The sequence below is a fragment of the Psychrobacter aestuarii genome, assembly GCF_904846035.1.
GTDB classification, from domain to species: domain Bacteria; phylum Pseudomonadota; class Gammaproteobacteria; order Pseudomonadales; family Moraxellaceae; genus Psychrobacter; species Psychrobacter aestuarii.
This window is the reverse complement of sequence record NZ_CAJGYT010000001.1, coordinates 616,889-639,679: the sequence shown is the minus strand read 5'-3', so window position 1 is coordinate 639,679 and position 22,791 is coordinate 616,889. Positions and strand designations below refer to the sequence as shown.

Here is a 22,791-nt window from a genome sequence, read left to right as displayed (position 1 = left end):
ATTTTTTATTCTATCGATGTCTATAATAGGAGTGAGTCATGAATTTTTTGCGTATGAGTGAGCTTTCGCTAAACAACAAAGTGGTACTGATTCGTGAAGATTTGAATGTGCCTATCAAAAACGGGCAGGTGACCAGTGCTGCACGCTTGCAGGCAAGTTTGCCCACCATTCGCTTGGCGCTCGAAAAAGGCGCGGCGGTCATTGTCTGCTCGCATTTGGGTCGCCCCACCGAAGGCGAGTTTGAAGAAAAGTATTCGCTCGCCCCTGTCGCTGATTATCTGAATGACGCACTGGCGACAGAGCTAAAGAGCCCAGTTACCTTAAGCCGCGACTATCTGACCGAAGGCGTACAGATTGCCGCAGGCGAGCTGGTATTGCTCGAAAACGTGCGCTTTAATGCAGGCGAGAAGAAAAACGACGCGACCCTTGCCAAAAAATACGCTGACCTATGCGATGTGTTCGTGATGGATGCCTTTGGTACGGCGCATCGCGCGCAAGCCTCGACAGAAGGCGTGACCCGCATCATGCGTGAAGAAGGCAAGAGCGCTTGTGCAGGCTTGCTGCTTGCCGCCGAGCTGGACGCGCTAAGCCGTGCGCTTGAAACGCCAGCCCAGCCCATGCTCGCCATCGTGGGCGGCTCAAAAGTGTCAACCAAGCTTGAAGTGCTGCACAGTCTGGCTGAAGTGTGCAAGCAAATCATCGTCGGCGGCGGCATTGCCAATACTTTCTTGGCGGCCAAAGGGCACAGCGTGGGCGCGTCTTTGTATGAGCCTGACTTGATTGACAGCGCGCGCGAGATTATGACCAAAACCGACATCTTATTGCCTGAATATGTGGTGGTCGCGGATAAGAGTGAGATTGATTTTTCAGACTTTACGCACTCCTTGCAAGACGCGACGGCGACCATCAAAGCGGTCGATGCCATCGGTGACAATGATATGATTTTGGATATCGCACCAAAGAGCGCCGCGGTATTGGCCGATGCCATCTGCCACGCCAAAACCATTCTTTGGAACGGTCCTGTCGGTGTGTTTGAGGTGGATGCCTTTGGTGCAGGTACTGAGATTTTGGCACAAGCGGTCAAAGAAAGCGCAGGCTTTTCCATCGCAGGTGGCGGTGATACGCTCGCGGCGATTGACAAGTACAATGTCGCCGATGACGTCAGCTACATGTCAACGGGTGGCGGCGCGTTCTTAGAGTTTGTCGAAGGCAAGGTATTACCCGCCGTTGCTGCACTACAAGTATAAACTCGGTAACACGATACGTACAGCAAGTGACAATTAACTGCGATAGGCTATAAGCACGTTGTCAGTCGCTTTGCGCCATTTATAGGAGCGCAGCGCTATTTAGCCCATATCAGTATGCGTCATAGTATCAACATTATGAAGCCATACTAATAAGATGAATAGCCATACTGACAATAGCAATGATTTTTACGCAGGTATGAAATTTTATACTAAAAATTATTATTGCATGTCTGATTTACTGGCTATAAAATAGCGCCAGCATGCAGAGGGCATGCATTATTTACACGAGGTTGACTATGTTAAAACGTCATTTGTTACTTGCTAGCGTACTTGCTGGTACTTTTGCAGTTACGGCTTGTAGCCAACAAACTGAAGAGCAAGCGGATGCAGGCAACACTGAAGCAGCTGCAGAATCTGCAGCTGATGACGCTGCTGCAAACACCCAAGCTGCTGCTGCTGATGCAGAAGCTGCAGCTCAAAACGCTGGCGCAGAAGTTGCTGACAGTGCAGAGACTGCAGGCGCAGTTGCTGCGGGTGCTGCTGAAAACGCTGGTGACGCAATCGCAGAAGGCGCTAACAATGCAGTAGAAAACACTGCTGAAGCCGTTGCTGATGGCGCAAACAACGTTGCTGAAGGCGCGAACGATGTCGCTGCTGACGCTGAAGCGAAAGACAAAGTTTCTGAAGAGCAAAACTACTAATCGTTTTTATAAACGCTTAGCGACATGCCATATAAGTACATTGCTGTTTATTTGATGGTCAATGTATAGCGCATTTGCTTCTTATTAGTCCTCATTGTGACGAAAGCCTTAGTTATTGCTAAGGCTTTTTTTGTGTCTGAGGATTTTGCATACAGATTGGCATAAATAATGGCGTAAAGCTGCGAGAGCGCGATGATTTTTGTTATAATCTGCGCCTGATGGTGATGCGTGCGGTTATCTGCTGTCATCATGACTTTTTTATACCCAACCAGAGAGCGATTTATGGCTTTAATCTCCTTGCGTCAATTGTTAGACCACGCGGCTGAACACAACTATGGCGTTCCTGCTTTTAACGTCAACAACCTAGAGCAAATGCGTGCCATCATGATGGCGGCGGATGCTTGTGACTCACCTGTTATAGTACAGGCGAGTGCGGGCGCGCGTAACTATGCAGGCTCAGCGTTTTTGCGTCATCTGATTATTGCCGCGATTGAAGAATGGCCACATATTCCTGTGGTAATGCACCAAGACCACGGCACATCGCCTGCCGTTTGTCAGCGTTCAATCCAGCTGGGCTTTTCATCAGTGATGATGGACGGCTCACTCGGTACCGACGGCAAAACGCCAATGGACTACGACTACAATGCTGACGTGACCCGAGAAGTGGTCAAAATGGCGCATGCGTGTGGCGTGTCTGTTGAAGGCGAAATCGGTTGCCTAGGCAGCTTAGAGACGGGCATGGCGGGCGAAGAAGACGGCATCGGTGCAGAAGGCGTACTCGACCACACCCAGCTATTGACCAGCGCGGATGAAGCGGAGCAGTTCGTAAATGACACCAACGTCGATGCCCTTGCTATCGCCATCGGTACCAGCCACGGCGCGTACAAGTTCACCCGTCCACCGACAGGGGACATCCTATCTATCGAGCGCGTCAAAGAAATCCATGCACGTATCCCGAACACGCATTTGGTCATGCACGGCTCATCATCCGTGCCGCAAGAATGGCTAAAAGTGATTAACGAGTTTGGCGGTGAGATTGGCGAAACGTACGGCGTACCGGTTGAGCAAATCGTTGAGGCCATCAAGCACGGCGTGCGTAAAGTCAATATCGACACTGATCTGCGTTTGGCATCGACGGGCGCGATTCGTCAGTACTTGGCGCACAACCCAAGCGAATTTGACCCACGCAAATACTTCAAAGCCTCAATGCAAGCGATGGCAGATATCTGCACCAACCGCTTTGAAGCCTTTGGTTCAGCAGGTCAAGCCAGCAAAATCCGTCCAATCAGCCTAGAAGGCATGGTCGCATTTTACGAGTAAGCTTGGCGATATAGCGCAAATCGCCGTCATGTATTCATGGCGGCAGTCAAAGAACAGCCACCAATAGAGAATAGAGGAGCAGGCGATGATTGGACTGATTTGTGGGCAAGTGGTACACCTAAGTGCCCCCAGCGCCTGTGTCTTGACCAGCTCAGGGGTCGGCTATGATATCGAACTGCCGCTGCCATCATTTTGTCAGCTGCAATTAGAGCACGATGCGCGTATCTGGACACACCACCATGTGCGCGAAGATGCCCAGCTGCTCTATGGCTTTATGAGTCGCAGTGAGCGTGATGTGTTCCGCCAGCTGATTAAAATCAACGGCGTGGGCGCAAAAATGGCACTCGCGATGCTCTCAGCGATGTCGGCGGCAGAGCTAAAAGCGCAGGTCGAGCAAGGCTCGGAAGCTGCGCTGACGCGTATTCCAGGTATTGGTAAAAAGACGGCACAGCGCTTACTCATTGAGCTCAAAGACAAGCTTAAGAATATTGAAGTGGCGGGCAATGCAGGTATGCCTGAGTATACCGAGCACGCCATCAGCAGTGATAGCAGCATCAATGCAGAGGTTGAAGGCGCGCTGATTAGCCTTGGTTATAAGGAAAAAGAAGCGCAGCAAGCGATTAAAGCGGCGCGTGGTCAGTCAGATGACTTTGATGACACGCAAAGCTTGCTCAAAGCGACCCTACGGCAGCTGTCGAGCTTTTAATCAGGTGCTTTATCAAAGCTGGTTACTGTAAAGTAGCCAGCTTTTTTTATTGTTCGCTATAATGTTTTATATGTTATGACTAATAAAGCAGCTTAAAGGCTATATAGAACTGAATGATAATTAAATGTTAATGTTGAAAAAATATGAAGTCAATGAAGCAAAAAGAGCTTTTAAGCTTGCGGGAGAAAATAGCAGTCGACTACCAGCCCATTAAGGTAGCAGAATTGTCCATGCGTTTTTTATTACAATATTCCGCTGAGATACCCTACTGTATGCAGAGCGATCTACACAGCTTGATTGCGATGGATATTGGTGCTGAGTTTGTATTGTCACAAGAAACGTGCTTAAAAATTATTGATGATTTATTAGCTCAGTTAGTTTCTTATAATATTGAATAACTATATTGTACAGATAGATTTCTTTTCACTGTACACTCAGTATTACCTCCACGCCCTTCAAATTCCAGTACACCATATAACACGACATTCATTGTCGCTTATTTTTAATACCTGTTGCAATGCTGTGCCTTTTTGCATGACTTTGTACGCGGCATTGGGTATGCTGTCTATTGCTGATAGCAGCGCTGATGATAACCCAAGATGATGTAGATACTATGATGCAAGACCGCCTGATCAATCCCAACGAAACCGCCACCGATGCCCCTGACAGCAATATTCGTCCTGCGTTACTGGCTGAATATATCGGTCAGCCCGTGGTGCGTGAGCAGATGGAGGTCTTTGTTGGTGCGGCGCGCGCTCGTGATGAAGCGCTTGACCATACGCTGATATTTGGACCGCCTGGGCTGGGTAAGACCACGCTTGCCAATATCATTGCGCGCGAGATGGGCGGCAATCTGCGCTCAACCTCAGGTCCTGTGCTGGAGCGTGCGGGCGATTTGGCGGCGATGCTGACCAATCTTGAAGCAGGTGATGTGTTGTTTATCGATGAGATTCACCGCTTAAGCCCTGTGATTGAGGAAATTCTGTATCCTGCGATGGAGGATTTTCAGCTTGATATTATGATAGGTGAAGGTCCTGCGGCGCGCTCGATTAAGCTCGACTTGCCACCTTTTACCTTGGTGGCGGCGACCACGCGTGCGGGACTGTTGACCTCACCACTACGTGATCGTTTTGGTATCGTACAGCGCCTTGAGTTTTATAGCGTGGCGGATTTGACCACGATTGTCCGCCGTGCCGCGCGTCTGATGGGAGTGTCCATGAGTGAAGAGGGCGCGGTGGAGATTGCCCGCCGTGCGCGCGGGACACCACGTATCGCCAACCGCCTGTTGCGCCGTGTGCGTGACTATGCTGAGGTCAAAAGTGATGGTCACGTGACGGGTGAGATTGCCAGCAGTGCGCTCGATATGCTCGCGGTCGATAGACGCGGACTCGATCATTTAGACAGACGCTATATTGAGATTTTGCATGAGCGCTTTGATGGCGGTCCTGCGGGTGTGGAAGCGGTTGCCGCTGCGATGGCAGAGGACAGAGGCACGCTAGAGGACGTCATTGAGCCGTATTTGATTCAACAAGGTTATGTGCTGCGTACCGCACGTGGTCGGGTGTTGACGCAAATGGCGATTGACCAAATCTGATGGTTTTTAAATAAGATAATTTTTTAAAAACAGTTATGAAATGAAAAAAAGGCTTACCATTTGGGGTAAGCCTTTTTTTGTCTAAGCATTGCAGTTTTTTAATTTTATTTATGGCAGCAGGCGAATGACCACCACGATGACGGCAAGCATGTAAAAGATGAGTGATACCCAGCCGTCAATCTGTATGGCGGCAGCGATGGCGATGGCAAAGACAGCGAGCGCCAGCCAATCATTACGGCGCGTGTTGAGCATATCGGCGCGTATTTGCTGGATTTCCCTTATCTGTTGGTCTTGGCGAGCGCCTTGAGCCGCGAGGCTTTGCACGCTTTTATCGAGCAATTTGGGCAGCTCGGCGCCAGAGAGTAGCAGCTCAGGCAGTTGGGCACGCAGTTGTTTGAGCTTGCGTTTGGGGTCGAGTTGGGTTTGTACCCAATCGTTAATAATGGGCTTGGCAAGTGACCAAATATCAAGCGCGGGGTAGAGGTCGCGCCCGAGTCCCTCGACGTGTACCAACGTCTTGAGCAGTAGCATCAGCTGCGGCGGTATGGTCATGTGATGTTTGCGCGCAATGTCGAGTATCTGCACGAGCACACCCGCAAAATCAATCTCATTAATCGGCTTGTTGAGCATCGGTCCGATACTGCGCTGCATATCGCGCTGCAAGGCGTGCTTGTCCGCGCTGGGCGGTATCCAGCCTGCGCGACTGACGATGGTCACCAGCGCTTCGAAGTTATTATTCATCACTGAGAGCAGCAAACGCGCCACCAGCATTTGGTCATCAGGCGACAGTGAGCCCATAATCGCGCAGTCCAGCCCAATATAGCGCGGCGGGTGCGGCAGGGGTGCAGCAGTACCTGCGCTCAGCTCAGCAAGCGGCGGTGTCTCAACAAACACATTGCCAGGATGCATGTCGGCATGAAAAAAGTTGTCACGGAACACTTGGGTAAAAAAGATGGTCAGTCCTTTTTCCGCCAGCGTGGCGCGGTCGTAACCAAGCTGGTCAAAAACGTGCGTCTGCGAGATGGGCACGCCTTGGATGCGCTCCATGACCATGACGTTCTTGGCACTCAGATACACCTCAGGCACGTACATCAGCGGAGAGCCTAAAAAGTTATTGCGCATCTGCGTGGTGTTGTCCGCCTCGATGGTCAAGTCCAGCTCATTGAGCATCACTTGGCGGTAGTCTTCGACAATAGTGATGATGTGTACCGCCCGCGCCGCTTCAATACGCGCCGATGCCCAATCAGCAACGCCGCGCAGCAGCTCAAAGTCGCGCACGATGGTCGCGCGAATCTCAGGGCGCACTACCTTGACCACCACTTCATGTCCGTCTGGCAGCGCCGCAGTATGCACCTGCGCGATAGAAGCTGCGGCAAGGGGCTTGCTATCAAAGCGGGCAAACAAGGTATCCAGCGGCTGCCCCAAGCCTGTACGCGGCTTGACGATTTGTGCGATAGCAATATCAGGGCTAAAGGGCTTGACCTTGTCTTGTAGCTTAATGAGCTGCTCGATAATCTCGGGCGGCACAAGATCACGGCGCGTGGAGAGCAGCTGACCCAATTTTAAAAACAGCGTACCCATGTCCTCAAGCGCGTACTTGATGGCATCCTGCTGATGCTTTTTGCCCCACGCAGCAGGGTGCAAGCGAATCAGCCGCGCAATAGGCGCAAGCTGCGGCATGTCTTCGAGCGGTAAATGGGTGTCGATGCGGTAGGTCGCGGCAATGCGCCACAGCTCGCGCAGGCGCTTTTGATGGGATAGGAGCATGGTCGGTCGTCATATTGCCAAAAAACACGCATTATCATAGCATGAACCCAGCCAAAATGACCGCTACTGCGGGCAAGCGTTTTTAACGCATAAAAAACCCAGCGACAGACATTACCATCGCTGGGCATTAATATCTTTAAAGCTTAAGAGCATTGAAAGATGTATAGTGATTTAACACGCCTTTTAAAATAGCCTAAGCAATATAGACGCTGTCAACCAAACCTAGGGTGTGTCATCATTTAGATAGCGAGGCTTAAAGTGAGATAAATCGCAGTCAAACAAGGAAAAAATGGCAGAGAATATAGATATATTCACAAGATTTTTGACGCTGTTTGACAAGATTTAGCCAGTTTAAGACCGCTAAATGACTTCATGTGCTAATTGATGACGCACCCTACATCCGTTACGCTTTAAAGCCGCGGTGTACAGCAACGATGCCTGCGGTTAGGTTGTTAAAGCTACAGTTTTCAAAGCCTGCTTGCTGCATCATTTGTTTCAGCGTTTGTTGGTCAGGGTGCATACGAATCGACTCCGCCAAGTACTGATAGCTCTCAGAATCATTGGCAACGATTTTGCCCATCAATGGCAGCGCAGTGAATGAGTATAAGTCATAGGCTTTTGATAATGGCTCAAAGATAGGCTTTGAGAATTCCAAAATCAGCAAGCGTCCGCCTGGCTTCAATACGCGGTACATAGCGCGCAGTGCCGCGTCTTTGTCGGTCACGTTACGCAGACCAAAGCTGATGGTCACCAAGTCAAAGCTGTTGTCTTCAAACGGCGCAAGCGTTTCGGCATTGGCAAGGACGAAGTCCACATTGTTGCAGCCCGCGTTAATCAGGCGCTCACGACCAACTTCAAGCATTGCTGCGTTGATGTCAGAGAGCACGACGTGACCTGTACGACCGACTTCACGGCTGAATACTTTTGCCAAATCGCCCGTGCCGCCTGCGATATCAAGCACGTGTTGACCTTTACGCACGCCAGATAGGCTGATGGCGTAGCGCTTCCACAGACGATGGATACCGAATGACATCAAGTCATTCATGATGTCGTATTTTTTGGCGACTGAGGTAAAGACGTCTGCCACACGCGCTTGTTTTTCAGACTTTTTAACCGTTTGATAGCCAAAATGCGTGTCTTCTAAACCGTCGGTGTCTGGCGTGTGTGGGTTGTTGATGTCGTCGCGTGGGTGAAAGGTAGTTTGGCTATTGATGGTTGGGCTTTCGCTCGGTGCGGCAAGGGGTTGCTGCTGACCTTGTGGCGCGCCCGCTGGCAAGTCGGTCACATCAGTAAAAGTCTCGTCTTCTTTTGTTGACGGGTTTGCTGCCTTGTCTGCTGGCGCAACAGGCGCGTCCGCTTTTGGTGCGCCTTTGGTTTTCTCATTTAAGGCTTTTTGCGCGTCTAGGCTGTCTTGCACCAGCTTGTCTTGTACGTTGTCGGTGGTGTCGGTCGTTGTTTTTGTTGAGTTGCTCATTGTCTTATCCGTTTTTTTAGTGGGTCAGTAGGGCGGTGCGCGTACTGACAGGGTTTAACTGCTGAATCATACGGTCGTTCGCGCCCGCGCTGACGGTGGTCTTTTGTCGTGCTGATTGTTATAAGCCAAACGCGCTTTTGCTGTCGGTCGCTTGCGGCTGATGTACACGCTCAATCAACGCCAGTTCACGCTCACAAAATGGGTCGATAAACGTGCCCACGCTCTTTAGCGGCTTCATCGCCTCAAAACCTGCTTCGATAAAGTCGTATAAAGGCTGATAGTTGCGGCGATAGGCGGTGCTTTTGGCTAAGGCAAATGCCTTTCTTAGCATAAACGAGTTTAAATCTTTATCGGTGCGGTAGCAGACTTCTTTTAGGTTGCGAATTTGTGTACGGCGCTTGTCCGCTTCATCGACGGCGCGATAGGCGGCGAGCATGTTGTCATCATTGACAGGCAAGTCTTCTTTTAACAGCCATTCTGCCAAGTGCATGTCCAGCTCAATGGCGAGGATGGACGCTTGAATGGCAAGGCTGCCTGCTTCTAATGCCGACTCTTTAGCCAGTTTTTCGATTTTTTTGGTCTTTGGCAAGATGCGCTCAAGCTGTTTGGCAAGCAAACCAAATTCTGCGCCGCCATAGAGCTTGTTTAAAAAATAGTTCGCCATTGGTTTGTTTTTTGGCTGCTCAAACATCTGGCGATGCGTGTGGCGAATGCGCTCACGTTGCCACGCCTGCACCTCGTTTAGCTTATAGTTTAACGCCTCATCTTGATGATAAGGCAAAGACCAGTAGTGGGTGATGTGTCGTTGTAGTTCAGTCAGCGCAGCCATGACAAGCTATCCTCTATCAAATATCCAATGTCGAACACGGTAAAACCATCCGTTCGAGCTTATAAAAAAATACAAAAGCGGTTGCTGCTTTTTGGTGTCTTTGCGCGGGTCATCATAAAATAGGTGCGCCGCCCATATGCTTAATAAGGCGACCCTATCCGATACCGATTGTCCCAAGCCGCCCATCAGACAAGCATGCTGGTCAAGCATACCATTATTCAGCGACCGCCACCTTAAAAGAAAAGCAAACAAAATACAAATGCAAACGGTTACATGATGCCGCAAGCGCAAATGCTATGCTTTTAAGGCAAAAATAACAACAGCAATAAGGACATTCCTCATGGCAAAAAGTAAAGCAAAAAAAGATGAAAAAGACCGCGATAAACCCGCCAAAAAACCGCAAAAGACAACCACACGTACCCTCCCAAGTGAGGACGACAGTCACCGTGCGCTATTGACGCCCAATCCGCTCAGCCAGTTTTCATTTGATGATGATGCGCTGCGCTTGGCACTGATTACCGCCCAATATGCGCTGCGTGCGACCCGCCAACAACAAGCAGAATATAACACCACGCCGCACGGTCTGTTGGTGCTGGTCAATGGGATGGAGCAGGCGGGCAAAGGCGCAGCGGTCAAACAGCTGCGCGAATGGGTCGACCCAAGATTGCTCAAGGTCGAGGCGACCATCGGTACCGCGCCGCAACCTGCGCAGCCGATTTGGCAGACGCACACCCACACCCTGCCGCGTACAGGCGAGGTGATGGTGTATTTTGGTAACTGGTATGCCGATTTGATTTATCAGGTGATGCGCCTTATCAGCGACAGTAAAGACAAAGACGCCAAAGGAGATAAGGGTAAGAACAAATCTGCTAAAAAACACGCCAAAAAAGCATGGCGCGACTATTTACAGCGTGCTTTAACGCAGCTTAGTGACTTCGAGCGCGACTTGGCAGCCAACCAAACCAAACTGTTAAAATGCTGGTTTCATATTGATGCCGACACCTTAAAAGACCGACTGCACGATGATGATGCCGACCCTGAATTTTTGTATCAAATTGACTGGGATGACCAAGCCGTAATCAAAGCCTTTAATAAAGTTGCCACGCTATTGATTGAGCAGCAAGGCGATTGGGTCATCATCGATGGCACCGACAAGCCGCGCGCGACCAACCGCTTTTGTCATGAAGTCTTGCACGCCATACAGCACACGCTCGTTGACAGCAAAGCATTGCCAGTAAACCAAGACGATACAGATAATAAAAAGGCAGAGGACAAAGCTGCCGAGGACGAAGAAATAAATAGCAAAGACGCCAGCGAGTTCGTGTGTGCGCCCATTCCTGAAGTGCTGACCGATATTGGCGCCCCCGATATGGACAAGGATGACTACCATAAAGCATTGGCGGACAAGCAAAGCCGTCTGGCAGCGCTACTGCGCGCGCGTGGGGATAGGCATGTGGTGTTTGCCTTTGAGGGCATGGACGCGGCGGGCAAGGGCGGCGCAATCAAGCGCTTGGTTGCGCCGCTCGACCCGCGTGAATATCAAGTGTATAACATCGGCGCGCCCATGAATTACGAGCTTGAGCATCCGTATCTGTGGCGTTTTTGGACGCGTTTGCCCAACACCCGTACCGACCGCATCAGCCGCGTCGCTATTTTTGACCGCACATGGTACGGCAGGGTACTGGTAGAGCGGGTCGAGGGATTTGCCAAAGACCATGAATGGCAGCGCGCGTATGGTGAGATTAACCGTTTTGAAGCGCAGCTGGTAGCGTCAGGGACGACGGTCTTAAAATACTGGCTGGCGATTGATAAAAAGACACAGCTTGAGCGGTTTGAAGCGCGCGAGGAGACACCGCATAAAGAATACAAGCTGACCGATGACGACTGGCGCAACCGTGATAAGTGGGACGACTACGTACAAGCGGCGGCGGACATGCTGGCGCGCACCAATACCGATGCCGCACCGTGGCATATCATTGCCACCAATGATAAGCGCCGCGCGCGCCTACAAGTGCTCGAGCATGCGATCAATCAGCTGGAGAGCGCTAAGGGTTTGCGCTAACTGCTTGAATCGTCATAAAAATATAAAATGTAAAATGACTTGTCATACTCACGATTGTCTTTGACAATTGCGCAAGAGTCACCATAATAGGGCTGCCGCGATGTACAACCAGCGCGGCAGTTATTCAATCTTATCTTGGAATGTATCAACATGGCGGTAAATATCGACACAGAACCATGCATTCTAGATACATATCTAATATAATAGGCGGCGCATCATCCTCTTGACAGCTTTAGCATTTCGCGTCTAGCACCTTTTTGGTCAATTCAGACAGACGCGTCTTAGCCGCAGTATGATGCCCAACATCCCCACTTGTGCTGACACCCCATGCTGACATCAAGCGTGGCGCATTGGCTCAGGTGTTTATTCGCACTATTTTTTCATAAGCTGACGCAGGGCATATCAACCTATGGGTATTAGCAGCAGTTCTACGCAACCGACCAAAAAAGTCGGTTCGATGAGAGTGAATCTCTTCTTTGCCATTCTTCTGATTGTAATGACCATTTACTTCCTATGGTGGGGTATTGGCTACACATTGCATCAGCAGACGTTACTGTTTGTCGTTGCCACCGCCTTTGGTATTTTCATGGCGTTTAATATCGGCGGTAATGACGTCGCCAACTCGTTTGGTACGTCCGTTGGTGCCGGAACACTGACCATTCCCCAAGCCTTAGGCGTGGCGGCGATTTTTGAAGTGTCTGGTGCGGTGCTGGCAGGTGGTGAGGTGACCGACACCATTCGTAAGGGTATTGTGGATTTGGACGGTCTGTCGGTGACGCCCAACCAGTTCATCTATGTGATGCTCTCAGCCTTGATTGCAGCCGCATTATGGCTGCTATACGCCACGCGCAAAGGTCTGCCTGTCTCGACCACGCACTCGATTATTGGCGGTGTGATTGGTAGCTCGATTGTCCTTGGTATTTATGTCGGCGGTACCGACATGGCACTGTCTACCGTAGATTGGGGCACCATTGGTCAAATCGCTATTTCATGGGTACTGTCGCCTGTCTTGGGTGGTATTTTATCGTACATTCTTTACGGTCAGATTAAAAAGAACATCATTGACTACAATGACATGACCGAAGCGCGTATCCATGATTTGAAGCAAGCCAAAAAAGCGCTCAAGCAAAACCACAAAGAATTTTTTGACAAGCTCTCAGAGTCACTACAGCTGTCATACACCTCAGCGATGCTACGCGACCAAGAAATCTATAAAGACGACGACTGCTCGCGTGAAGACCTAGAAACCGACTATTATCAAAACCTATATGACATCGAGCGTGAGCGTAACGACCTAGACACGCTAAAAGCCCTCAAAAAATGGGTACCGCTTATCGCTGCGGGCGGTGGTGTGGTCATGACCTCTTTGGTCGTGTTTAAAGGTTTAAAGAACGTCAACAGCTCATTGAGCAACCTCAATGCCTTCTTAATCATGGGTATGATTGGTGCGCTGGTGTGGCTTGCGACCTTTATCTATACCAAGAGTATCCGTGGTAAGCACAAAGAAGACTTGAGCAAAGCCACCTTTATTATGTTCAGCTGGATGCAGGTATTTACCGCCTCAGCCTTTGCCTTTAGTCACGGCTCAAACGATATCGCCAACGCGGTCGGTCCGTTCGCTGCGATTATGGACGTGATTCGTAACAACAGCATCGCTGCGCAAGCTGCTGTACCCTCAGCGGTGATGCTCACCTTTGGTGTGGCGCTGATTGTCGGTCTTTGGTTTATTGGTAAAGAAGTCATTCAGACCGTCGGTACCAACCTTGCCAAAATGCACCCAGCCTCAGGCTTTTCAGCCGAGCTTGCTGCCGCTGCGGTCGTCATGGGCGCGTCAACCATGGGTCTGCCTGTCTCAAGTACGCATACCTTGGTTGGTGCGGTACTGGGTATCGGTATGGTCAATAAAAACACCAACTGGGCACTGATGAAGCCAATCGGCTTGGCATGGGTCATTACCCTGCCTGCTGCTGCGGCAATGTCTGCCATCAGCTTTGTGGTTTTAAACAACATTTTTGGTTAAGTCGTAACAGACAATTACCAAACACAAGCACTAAAAAAGCGTACTCCCGATTGGCAGTACGCTTTTTTTATATGGCGCTTATGTTTTAATACAATCAATCGGTGCCGAACTGTTGGCGTTTTTTGGCAAAAAAGCGGTCCAAACGGTCCATCGCATCTTCAAGATTTAACAGATTGGGTAAGAACACCACGCGAAAATGGTCGGGTTTGTCCCAGTTAAAGCCTGTACCTTGGACGATGAGCACTTTTTCTTCGACAAGTAAGTCCATCATAAACTGCATGTCGTCTTTGACGGGGTAGACCTCAGGGTCCATTTTTGGAAAGCAATAAAACGCCCCTTGCGGCTTGGTGCAAGAAATACCCTTGATGGCGTTCAAACGCGAAATCGCCATCTCACGCTGCTTGTACAAGCGTCCTGTCTCCGCCGTCAGCTCCTGCATGCTTTGATAGCCGCCCATTGCCGTTTGAATGGCGTGCTGCGCTGGCGCGTTGGCACACAAGCGCATTGAGGCAAGCATGTCTAGCCCTTCGATAAAGTCGCTGGCGTGTTGTTTTTTGCCTGAGACCAGCATCCAGCCTGCGCGAAAACCTGCGATGCGGTGCGACTTGGACAAGCCATTGTAAGACAAGACCAGCGCGTCATCGGTCAGCGTACACATCGGCGTATGTACCACATCATCATAAAGCACGCGGTCGTAAATCTCGTCCGCCATAATCACCAAATCGTGCTCCACCGCCAAATCTACGATTTGTTTTAACACCTCAGTCGAATACAGCGCGCCTGTCGGATTGTTGGGGTTAATAACCACAATACCTTTGGTTTTGTCGGTAATTTTTGACTTGATGTCTTCAATATCAGGTTGCCAGTTGTCCTCTTCATTACAGCGATAATGTACCGCTGTACCGCCTGATAGGTTGGCGGCAGCTGTCCAAAGAGGATAGTCAGGCATCGGAATCAACACCTCATCACCATCATTCATCAGCGCTTGCATGGTCATCACAATCAGCTCAGACACGCCATTGCCCAAATACACATCGCGCACATCGACCGCTGAGAGCAAGCCTTTAGACTGATAATACTGCAATACTGCCTTACGCGCCGAAAAAATCCCTTGCGAGTCTGAATAGCCTGTCGCTTCGGTCAAGTTCATCGACACATCACGCAAAATCTCATGCGGCGCTTCTAAACCAAATGGGGCAGGGTTGCCAACATTGAGCTTAATAATACGGTGACCATCGGCTTCCATTTGATTGGCCGTTTGCAATAAAGGGCCACGGATGTCGTAGCAGACGTTTTTAAGTTTGGTCGATTTGGTTAATGGTTTCATAGCATGACCCGTTGCAGTCGATTGGGAGGATAAAGGGGGCGTTGTGGTAGTGGCGGCTATAGAGGACGCGGGCGCGCGCTTGGCGGGTGCGTTCGATGCCTCGTTGGCATCTTCACCACGCAGCAGATAACCTTCTGTGCAGCCCAAAATACGCGCAAGCGTGGGCAGCTTTGAGGAAACGATACCATTGGTACCGCGCTCCCAGTTAGAGATAGCGCCGCGACTAACTTTTGCGCCTGCCTCAGTCATCGCTTGCGCCAGCTGTTCGGCGGTCAGACCTTGGTTGCGGCGTAGGCGCACCAACCGTGCCGCCTGCGCCAGTCGGTCTTTACTTGTCTGATCTGTCATAGTGACACTGCATCCTTGATAGAGCCTTTATAAGGTCAAAGGCATAATCTGTATCCACATAGGGTAATGCAAGATATTATTGCAAAAAAAGGTGGATGGCAAACGGAGTTTTTGACTTTTTAGTAAACACAGATATTTTGCAAGTATATCTTGCAAAATAGGGTTGATTTTACGCACCATTAGCATATTGTGACCAGACATCAACATTTCGTAGCAGGAACACTAGCAAAAGCCACTGGTTATCGCCATATTAAAAGCGCAGACTAGAGCAACGATTGCGCTTTATCTGATAACCATTGATAACGAATACATCACAAGATTAAGGACACCTTATGCAAGACAATCAACTGACCAAAGAAGAAATCGCCCAACTGACCGACGCCGATTGGAAAGAGCGCCTAAGTGCAGAAGAATACCAAATCATGCGCGAGAAAGGCACAGAGCGTCCATTCACTGGCGTATACAACGACACCACTGACGACGGCGTCTATCGTTGTAAAGGCTGCGGCGCAAAGCTGTTTGACGCGGACAACAAGTTTAATGCAGGTTGCGGCTGGCCAAGCTTTGACCAAACCATCGACAACAGCGCCATTGACGAACACCTAGACACCTCACTCGGCATGCGCCGTACCGAAGTCACTTGTAGCAACTGCGGCGCGCACTTGGGTCACGTCTTCCCAGACGGTCCACGCGAGACCACAGGCATGCGCTACTGCATCAACTCAGTGGCGCTAGAGCTGGACAAAGACGCGAAATAATAAGCGACATTAAATCTATAAAAGCAGAGCGCGTGATAAAAGCGCGCTTTGCCCATTAATATTCGCAGCAATATAAAAACCATAACAGCCAAAACAAATAAGGACAGAATCATGGACAACATCTATCAGTTTGAAGCCGAGCGCCTGGATGGCAGCATGCAGTCATTCGCAGACTACAAAGGCAAAGTACTGCTCATCGTCAATACCGCCAGCAAATGTGGACTGACGCCGCAATACGAAGGGCTAGAGCAGCTGTATCAGACGTATAAAGACCAAGGGTTGGTCATCATCGGCTTTCCTTGCAACCAGTTTGGGCATCAAGAACCGGGCGATGCCTCAGAGATTGGGCAGTTTTGCCAAAAGAACTATGGTGTCAGCTTTCCTATGATGGCAAAGGTTGACGTTAACGGCAGTGACGCACATCCCATCTACAAATGGATGAAAGAACAAAAAGGTGGCGTCCTGCTGGATGCGATTAAATGGAACTTTAGCAAATTTTTAATCAATCGTGAGGGTCAAGTGGTCGAGCGTTACGCCCCAACGACCGAGCCAAAAGCCTTGGCTGACGACATCGAAGCACAGCTTGCACAAAAAAGTGTGTAAAGTAGTGCTAAATAATCACAGCGAAAACAATATCTTATAAAAAACTTTAAAAAAAGGGCAAAATAACTGCAAAAAGTGTTTGACAGGGGTATGTAAATCTATATAATACACACCCACAGCAAGGGGCTAAACAAAACAAGCCCAGCTGATTAAGTTAACATCGAGTGTGACAGCTGATGATAGCTTACTAAGAAAATCTTTTAAGGGTTTTCGCGATACATATAGTTATCGAGTTTTTAGAATTTACGAAAATGTAAATTCTCTTGCGCTCGGACGAAGCAGTGCTTCGCTATATCCTCGCTCAGGGTGATTAGCTCAGTTGGTAGAGCGTCTGCCTTACACGCAGAATGTCGGCGGTTCGAATCCGTCATCACCCACCACTTATTAGCTTGTGGTAAAAAAGCTAGACGACCTAAGCAGCGGTAGTTCAGTTGGTTAGAATACCGGCCTGTCACGCCGGGGGTCGCGGGTTCGAGTCCCGTCCGCTGCGCCATATTTAAAACGAATTTAGACTTCAAAGTTTATACAAGTTTCGCCCCAAGCATTAAATTGTTTGGGGTTTTTTTGTGCCTGAATTTTCTAATTCTATTTTTACAAGCGCTTGCAGCTTACGGCATTCAAATCCAGCTATGATTCCAACCCATGCCAATCAGGCATACAACGTATTTTTACCTTTCGCTTATCCATTCCCACTATCGCTTATATCCTATCTGTAATCACAATATAGAGGGATAACCATGAAATATATATGCAAGCAATGCACGCAAGAGTACACCCCGACACCGCAGCGTATCCGCTGTGATTGCGGTGGGGCGCTGTGGATCGATGCAAAACCACGCTTTTCTAAAGCCGATATTATTGCCCATGATTTCACCATGTGGCGCTATGCCAAAGCCTATCCGATTGATAAAGCAGAAATCAACATTGCCTTTAATGAGACCATCACGCCTCTAGCCACTGCCAAAATTGGGCAGGTGGATATTTTGGTCAAGATGGATTCGCTCATGCCGACAGGCTCTTTTAAAGACCGTGGCGCGGCAATGGTCATCAACCATTTATACGCACAAGGCATTCGCAACATCTCCGAGGACTCAAGCGGCAATGGCGGCTCAGCGTATGCAGGCTACGCGGCAAAAGGCGGCTTGATTTGCAATATTTTTGTGCCCGCAGGAACGTCATTGGGAAAAACGGTGCAAACGCGCATGTATGGCGCGCGCTGTTTTGAGGTCGCAGGCACGCGAGAGGACGTGGCGCAGGCGGCGATGAACAGTAGCGTAACCCATGACAGCCACTATGTGGGTCATAATTGGCATCCGCTATTTATTGAGGGCGTCAAGTCCATTGCTTATGAGATTTGGGAGCAGTGCGGCTACCGAGCGCCAGATAATTTCATTGTACCTGCAGGTAATGGCAGTTTATTAGCGGGTGCTTATTTGGGTTTTATAGAATTGCTGCGCGGCGGCGCTATAGACAAATTACCGCGGCTATTTGGTGTACAAATGACAGGCATTCAGCCTTTTGTGCAGCAGTTTAATAATGAAAAAATTACCATTGACGCGACCGATACCCTTGCCGAAGGCATCAAAATCCAGCGCTCATCAAGAATGTCTGAAATCATTGAGTTCGTGCGTGAGTCCAAAGGCGGCTTTATTACTGTGAGCGAGCCAGAAATCAAAGCAGCGCTACATATGATGGGCAAGCAAGGCTTCTTTATCGAACCGACATCCGCAGTTGCTTTTGCGGGTATCAAGCGCTTGTTAGAAATGCAGCAAATCCTTGCAGGACAAGTCACAGTTGGCATTATCACGGGTAATGGGCTAAAGGCGACCCAAACGTTACAAGCGCTGATGGCTGATGGTGTGGACGGGGAGTAAGGGGCATATATGCAATACATACAAACGGACAATGCGTTAAAGCCCGCTGGGCATTACAGCCAAGCCATCAACCATGCGGGCGTGCTGTATATCTCAGGTCAGCTGCCGATTGACCCTGACTCAGGGGCGCACGTCATAGAGGACTTTGAGACGCAAACAAGGCGCGTGTTTGACAATATCGCGCTGATTTTGCAAGCAGCGGGGACGTCACTGGATAAAGTCATTAAGCTGGTAATTTATATTGCGGATGTGGGGCTTTGGGCACAGGTGAATGCCATTTGTGCTGAGTACTTTATCCATCACAAGCCCGTACGCACGATAGTGCCTGTCAGCGCGCTGCATTTTGGCTTTGGGATTGAGATTGATTGTATGGCAGTATGCGATGAATAAAAGCAATGACTTTGGTGGCTGGTTATTGGGTTGGCTATAGGAGCGGGGGCTTATAATCACACAGCGTTTTTACCAATTGCTGTACACGGTTAATGCTGTAGTTTTTTTGCCGCACACACACGCTCACGGGGCGCACCAGCGCATCTAAGGCTGAAAAGCTATGAGTATGCGCGCTGTGAATGCCAAGACCGCGAATGATGGATAACGGCATCAATGCGGCGGCAGCCCCGCTTAGTGCCAGCCGCGCGGCGGCATGATAAGAGTCGAGCTGCATGAGCGGCGTGATACCAAGCGTATCGAGCACCGCCGACTGGTACGCATTGGCGGGGTTGCTCAAATCGGTGGTTATTAAAGTGGCAGGCAAGTCTGTAAGGGGCTGCTGGCTGATGATATAAAACGGCTCGTCGAATAAATGAAAGGTGAGCAGCCCTGTATGATTGGGCAAATGACCTGCGCTCAGTCCGATGGTTGCTTTGCCAGATTTGACATTTTCGAGGATTATTGGGGTGTGGTTGGTGGAGAGGATAAGGTGTTTGTCTTGCTGAATGGCAGCGGCAAGCAAGTCACTAAAATAACCAAAAATCAGCGTCTCCGAGCAGTCGATATGGATGGGTGTCTTATGATTATCCATCATGCTTTGGTCATGGATTTGCCCGCGCAATTCGTTAAAAGTCGGACCGACGCTTTCAATCAATGCCATAGCGTCATGAGTCAAGCGCACATAGCGCCCTTGCGGCTCGATGAGCTTCTTACCGAGCTTTTTTTCTAACTTATGGATGCGTTTGCTGACCGCTGATTGACTGATAAATAGCAGGCTGCCTGTCTTGCTCATGGTCTTTGCTTCGGACAATACCAATAAGGTTTCAATCCCTTCTAACAACATAATGTACCTATTAGTGTTGAATACTGCGACGGGCTGAGCGTGTTTGTAATGAAGAGATGAGCCTCAACATTCCCATAAGCGTTTATGCCGTCAAGACATACGCCAGCCTATAGCCCGAATCGGCTCGCGTGGACACATACTCCGCTTTTTCTTTGGCAACCAGTTGTATGTCGTAATGCGCGGCGTAGTAATCATCCAGCGCCTCTCTTGTCACCAAAAACGGCGGCAGCGCTTTGTCAGTGATGCCACTGTCATCATCATAAGAAAACGCGAGCAACAACTGAGGGGCATAACCAGTGAGCGTGCCCAAATGCTGCGTATACTGCCAGCGCATGCGCTCGGGCGCGTCATCGGGCAGGGCGACCAGTGCGGCGCGGTCATAAATCCCATCAATCTGCCCAATATCGTCAGGCTGCACATCAAACAGATTGCCCGCCCAAATCGTTAGCGTTTGCCCTTGGTAGTCGGCACGATACTGTTTTAAATTCGGCTGGGTCGGGTGCGCGGTGACGGTTGCGGAGAGTCCATGCTCATTAAACAATTCTTTGACCGCCTGCTCATGCAGCTCGACACCGACCACGTGATAGCCTTGGGACAAAAGCCACAGCATATCGACACTTTTGCCGCATAAGGGCACAAATACGCGCCCTTGCTTAGGCACGTTTAATTTATCAAAGTGCTGCCTTAGCATGGCGTTGGGTTTGCTTTGATTAAAGCCTGTTTGCTGAGTTTGCCAAGCATTTTGCCAAAAATCAGGAGTCATTATGGTTTTGCCTATGTATTGTTTTTTATTCAACATAAATCATGACCGAGGAGCAGTCAACCAAGCGATTTATAAAAGCGCAGGCTTGAAGTAAGTAACCAATAATGACCAGCATAAAAAAGCCCCGAACCGCAGCTGCTGCGATTCGGGGTAGGATAAATTTATTATTTGGTAGTTTATTGATTATGCTTCTGACAGTTTTGCGCGCTCGTGCGGGGCGTCAAAGTCAATATCAGGACCGACAGGAACGATACGCGTGGGGTTAATCATATCGTGGCTGGCGTAATAATGCGTCTTAATGTGCGATAGGTCGACCGTCTCGGCGACGCCATCGACTTGATACAAGTCGCGCAGATAGCCCCATAGATTCGGGTAGTCGCTAATACGGCGGATATTGCATTTAAAATGCCCAAAGTACACGGCATCAAAACGCACCAGCGTGGTGAACAAGCGCCAGTCGGCTTCGGTGATGCGCTCGCCTGTCAAATAGCGCTTGTCAGCAAGGCGCGCTTCAAGCTTATCGAGCGCATCGAATAAATCGGTCACCGCTTCTTCATAGGCTTCTTGCGTGGTGGCAAAGCCTGCACGGTACACGCCATTATTGATGTTGGGATAGACAAATTCGTTTAACGAATCAATCTCATCGAGCACATCATCAGGCACAAAGTCGAGTGGCGTTGCACCGATGTCATCAAACGCCTCATTAAACATACGGATAATCTCCGCAGATTCGTTGTTGACGATGGTATTGGTTTGCTTGTCCCACAATACAGGCACGGTCACGCGACCTGTGTATTCGCTATTGGCAGCGGTATAAATCTGATACATATAATCGGCATCAAAAATCGGGTCGGCAACCACGCCATCATCAGGGGCGAACGTCCAGCCATGATCGCCCATAAAGGGATTGACCACCGACATGCTAATCATATCTTCAAGCCCTTTGAGCTTGCGATAGATGATAGCGCGGTGCGCCCACGGGCAAGCAAGCGAGACGTACAGATGGTAACGACCTGCCTCTGCCTTAAAGCCTGCTTTGCCCGTCGGTCCTGCGCTGCCGTCTTTGGTCACCCAATTACGAAAGCTGGATTCGTGACGTTTAAAACGTCCGCCATTTGAGTCGGTGTCGTACCACTTGTCTTGCCAGTTACCATCAACCAGTAAGCCCATATCTTTCTCCTTATTATAAAAAAATGCGGTATCCGTAAGACGGTTCAGTCTTAACGCTTATAAGTCTTAAAATTTACCGTTACGATAATCATCGAACGCTTGCATCAGCTCAGCGCGGGTATTCATCACGAATGGTCCGCCGCGTACCACAGGCTCTTTTAAGGGTTTGCCCGCGATTAATAAAAATTGCGTCTCGCCATCGCCGCTTTTGACAGACAGCTGCTCGCCTTGGCTCAATATCGCTAAGTTTTTGGCGCTGACGCTCATGGTTTTGCCATCCACATTGGTCAGCTGCAAAGTGCCTTCTACCACGTAAACAAAGGCGTTGTGCTCAGCAGGCAGGCTTTGTGTAAACTCGGTATCGGCAGGCAGCGTCACGTCCATATAGGTCGGCGTGGTATGCGGATTGATGACAGGACCCTTAGTGCCTTCGTCCGTCTCGCCCGAAATCACGCGGATACGTGTGCCATTGTCACGTGTCTCAAACGGCGTGGCTTCTGGCGAATACTCTTGATAGGTGGGGTCTTTCATTTTTTCTGTCGCAGGCAAATTGACCCACAGCTGAAAGCCTTTCATCAAGCCTTCTTCTTGCTCAGGCATTTCTGAGTGCAAAATACCACGCGCCGCCGTCATCCACTGTACGCCGCCTGACTCAATCACACCTTCGTTGCCTGCGCTGTCTTTGTGACGCATGCGACCGTTTAGCAAATAGGTCACGGTCTCAAAGCCGCGATGCGGGTGGGTCGGAAAGCCGCCCATATAGTCGCTCGCGTCATCACTCTCAAAGCAATCGAGCATCAAAAATGGGTCGAGCATGTCCAAGTAAGGCGAGCCGATAATGCGTGTTAATTTTACGCCATCGCCATCAGAGGTCGCCACGCCAGGCACTTGTTTTAGCACGACGCGTTGTGTGTTGTTGTTGGTCGCTGTGTATTCGGTACTCATAACGGTACTC

The 22,791-nt window shown here is 49.8% G+C and carries 21 protein-coding genes and 2 tRNA genes; 14 read left to right on the top strand and 9 right to left on the bottom strand.

What is annotated here, in order from left to right:
- Positions 1 to 38: 38 nt before the first annotated feature.
- Together JMW05_RS02565 and JMW05_RS02560 are read left to right on the top strand one after the other, a co-directional pair.
- Positions 39 to 1,247 carry a phosphoglycerate kinase gene (locus JMW05_RS02565; RefSeq protein WP_201503846.1) on the top strand — a complete coding sequence of 403 codons (1,209 nt, stop codon included), beginning with the start codon at positions 39 to 41 and terminating at the stop codon, positions 1,245 to 1,247.
- Between the two features lie 296 nt (positions 1,248 to 1,543).
- Positions 1,544 to 1,948 (top strand): hypothetical protein, encoded by a 405-nt coding sequence (locus tag JMW05_RS02560; RefSeq protein ID WP_201503845.1) that lies wholly within the window; start codon positions 1,544 to 1,546, stop codon positions 1,946 to 1,948.
- Positions 1,949 to 1,995: 47 nt separating this feature from the next.
- On the opposite strand, the gene JMW05_RS02555 is transcribed toward JMW05_RS02560, so the two are convergent.
- The gene (locus tag JMW05_RS02555; RefSeq protein ID WP_201503844.1) at positions 1,996 to 2,199 is read right to left on the bottom strand and encodes a hypothetical protein; all 204 of its coding nucleotides are present in this window, start codon (positions 2,197 to 2,199) and stop codon (positions 1,996 to 1,998) included.
- 31 nt (positions 2,200 to 2,230) lie between these two features.
- On the opposite strand from JMW05_RS02555, the gene fba reads away from it, so the two are divergent.
- From fba to ruvB, 4 genes are all read left to right on the top strand, one after another.
- Positions 2,231 to 3,268, top strand: a complete 1,038-nt coding sequence (gene fba / locus JMW05_RS02550) for a class II fructose-bisphosphate aldolase (RefSeq protein WP_201503843.1) — start codon at positions 2,231 to 2,233, stop codon at positions 3,266 to 3,268.
- 85 nt (positions 3,269 to 3,353) lie between these two features.
- Positions 3,354 to 3,974, top strand: coding sequence for a Holliday junction branch migration protein RuvA (ruvA, locus tag JMW05_RS02545; protein WP_201503842.1), 621 nt, complete (start codon positions 3,354 to 3,356; stop codon positions 3,972 to 3,974).
- A gap of 143 nt (positions 3,975 to 4,117) precedes the next feature.
- Positions 4,118 to 4,372, top strand: coding sequence for a hypothetical protein (locus JMW05_RS02540; protein WP_201503841.1), 255 nt, complete (start codon positions 4,118 to 4,120; stop codon positions 4,370 to 4,372).
- A 218-nt stretch (positions 4,373 to 4,590) separates the two neighbouring features.
- A complete protein-coding gene (gene ruvB, locus JMW05_RS02535) occupies positions 4,591 to 5,568 on the top strand; it encodes a Holliday junction branch migration DNA helicase RuvB (RefSeq protein ID WP_201505492.1) in 978 nt (325 codons plus the stop codon).
- A gap of 108 nt (positions 5,569 to 5,676) precedes the next feature.
- Here the strand turns inward: ruvB and JMW05_RS02530 are convergent, their stop codons facing one another.
- The 3 genes from JMW05_RS02530 to JMW05_RS02520 all read right to left on the bottom strand — a co-directional run bounded on the left by JMW05_RS02530 (position 5,677) and on the right by JMW05_RS02520 (position 9,638).
- Entirely contained in the window at positions 5,677 to 7,335 is a 1,659-nt protein-coding gene (locus tag JMW05_RS02530; protein ID WP_201503840.1) for an ABC1 kinase family protein, read from the bottom strand.
- A gap of 403 nt (positions 7,336 to 7,738) precedes the next feature.
- Positions 7,739 to 8,620, bottom strand: a complete 882-nt coding sequence (gene ubiE / locus JMW05_RS02525) for a bifunctional demethylmenaquinone methyltransferase/2-methoxy-6-polyprenyl-1,4-benzoquinol methylase UbiE (protein ID WP_455233752.1) — start codon at positions 8,618 to 8,620, stop codon at positions 7,739 to 7,741.
- A 307-nt stretch (positions 8,621 to 8,927) separates the two neighbouring features.
- Positions 8,928 to 9,638: an FFLEELY motif protein gene (locus JMW05_RS02520; protein WP_201503838.1), complete on the bottom strand. Its 711-nt coding sequence runs from the start codon at positions 9,636 to 9,638 to the stop codon at positions 8,928 to 8,930.
- Between the two features lie 340 nt (positions 9,639 to 9,978).
- Here JMW05_RS02520 and JMW05_RS02515 point away from each other — a divergent pair, with 340 nt between their 5' ends.
- Positions 9,979 to 11,700 (top strand): ATPase, encoded by a 1,722-nt coding sequence (locus JMW05_RS02515; protein WP_201503837.1) that lies wholly within the window; start codon positions 9,979 to 9,981, stop codon positions 11,698 to 11,700.
- A gap of 409 nt (positions 11,701 to 12,109) precedes the next feature.
- A complete protein-coding gene (locus tag JMW05_RS02510; protein ID WP_201503836.1) occupies positions 12,110 to 13,720 on the top strand; it encodes an inorganic phosphate transporter in 1,611 nt (536 codons plus the stop codon).
- A 94-nt stretch (positions 13,721 to 13,814) separates the two neighbouring features.
- On the opposite strand, the gene JMW05_RS02505 is transcribed toward JMW05_RS02510, so the two are convergent.
- Positions 13,815 to 15,395, bottom strand: a complete 1,581-nt coding sequence (locus JMW05_RS02505; protein WP_201503835.1) for an aminotransferase class I/II-fold pyridoxal phosphate-dependent enzyme — start codon at positions 15,393 to 15,395, stop codon at positions 13,815 to 13,817.
- Positions 15,396 to 15,727: 332 nt separating this feature from the next.
- On the opposite strand from JMW05_RS02505, the gene msrB reads away from it, so the two are divergent.
- The 6 genes from msrB (at position 15,728) to JMW05_RS02475 (ending at position 19,020) form a co-directional block, all read left to right on the top strand.
- Positions 15,728 to 16,153 (top strand): peptide-methionine (R)-S-oxide reductase MsrB, encoded by a 426-nt coding sequence (gene msrB, locus JMW05_RS02500; RefSeq protein ID WP_201503834.1) that lies wholly within the window; start codon positions 15,728 to 15,730, stop codon positions 16,151 to 16,153.
- 111 nt (positions 16,154 to 16,264) lie between these two features.
- Complete coding sequence (locus JMW05_RS02495; RefSeq protein ID WP_201503833.1) at positions 16,265 to 16,756, top strand: glutathione peroxidase; 492 nt, start codon at positions 16,265 to 16,267, stop codon at positions 16,754 to 16,756.
- A gap of 304 nt (positions 16,757 to 17,060) precedes the next feature.
- Positions 17,061 to 17,136 (top strand) — tRNA-Val (locus tag JMW05_RS02490).
- Between the two features lie 36 nt (positions 17,137 to 17,172).
- Positions 17,173 to 17,249 (top strand) — tRNA-Asp (locus tag JMW05_RS02485).
- 244 nt (positions 17,250 to 17,493) lie between these two features.
- A complete protein-coding gene (locus tag JMW05_RS02480; RefSeq protein ID WP_201503832.1) occupies positions 17,494 to 18,630 on the top strand; it encodes a threonine synthase in 1,137 nt (378 codons plus the stop codon).
- Positions 18,631 to 18,639: 9 nt separating this feature from the next.
- Complete coding sequence (locus tag JMW05_RS02475) at positions 18,640 to 19,020, top strand: RidA family protein (protein ID WP_201503831.1); 381 nt, start codon at positions 18,640 to 18,642, stop codon at positions 19,018 to 19,020.
- A 34-nt stretch (positions 19,021 to 19,054) separates the two neighbouring features.
- Here the strand turns inward: JMW05_RS02475 and JMW05_RS02470 are convergent, their stop codons facing one another.
- From JMW05_RS02470 to JMW05_RS02455, 4 genes are all read right to left on the bottom strand, one after another.
- On the bottom strand, positions 19,055 to 19,903 hold the full coding sequence (locus JMW05_RS02470; RefSeq protein WP_201503830.1) for a LysR family transcriptional regulator: 849 nt from the start codon (positions 19,901 to 19,903) through the stop codon (positions 19,055 to 19,057).
- Between the two features lie 82 nt (positions 19,904 to 19,985).
- Positions 19,986 to 20,666 (bottom strand): class I SAM-dependent methyltransferase, encoded by a 681-nt coding sequence (locus JMW05_RS02465; RefSeq protein WP_201503829.1) that lies wholly within the window; start codon positions 20,664 to 20,666, stop codon positions 19,986 to 19,988.
- 183 nt (positions 20,667 to 20,849) lie between these two features.
- Positions 20,850 to 21,836, bottom strand: coding sequence for a glutathione S-transferase family protein (locus tag JMW05_RS02460; protein ID WP_201503828.1), 987 nt, complete (start codon positions 21,834 to 21,836; stop codon positions 20,850 to 20,852).
- A 66-nt stretch (positions 21,837 to 21,902) separates the two neighbouring features.
- Positions 21,903 to 22,781: a pirin family protein gene (locus JMW05_RS02455; RefSeq protein ID WP_201503827.1), complete on the bottom strand. Its 879-nt coding sequence runs from the start codon at positions 22,779 to 22,781 to the stop codon at positions 21,903 to 21,905.
- Positions 22,782 to 22,791: the final 10 nt, after the last annotated feature.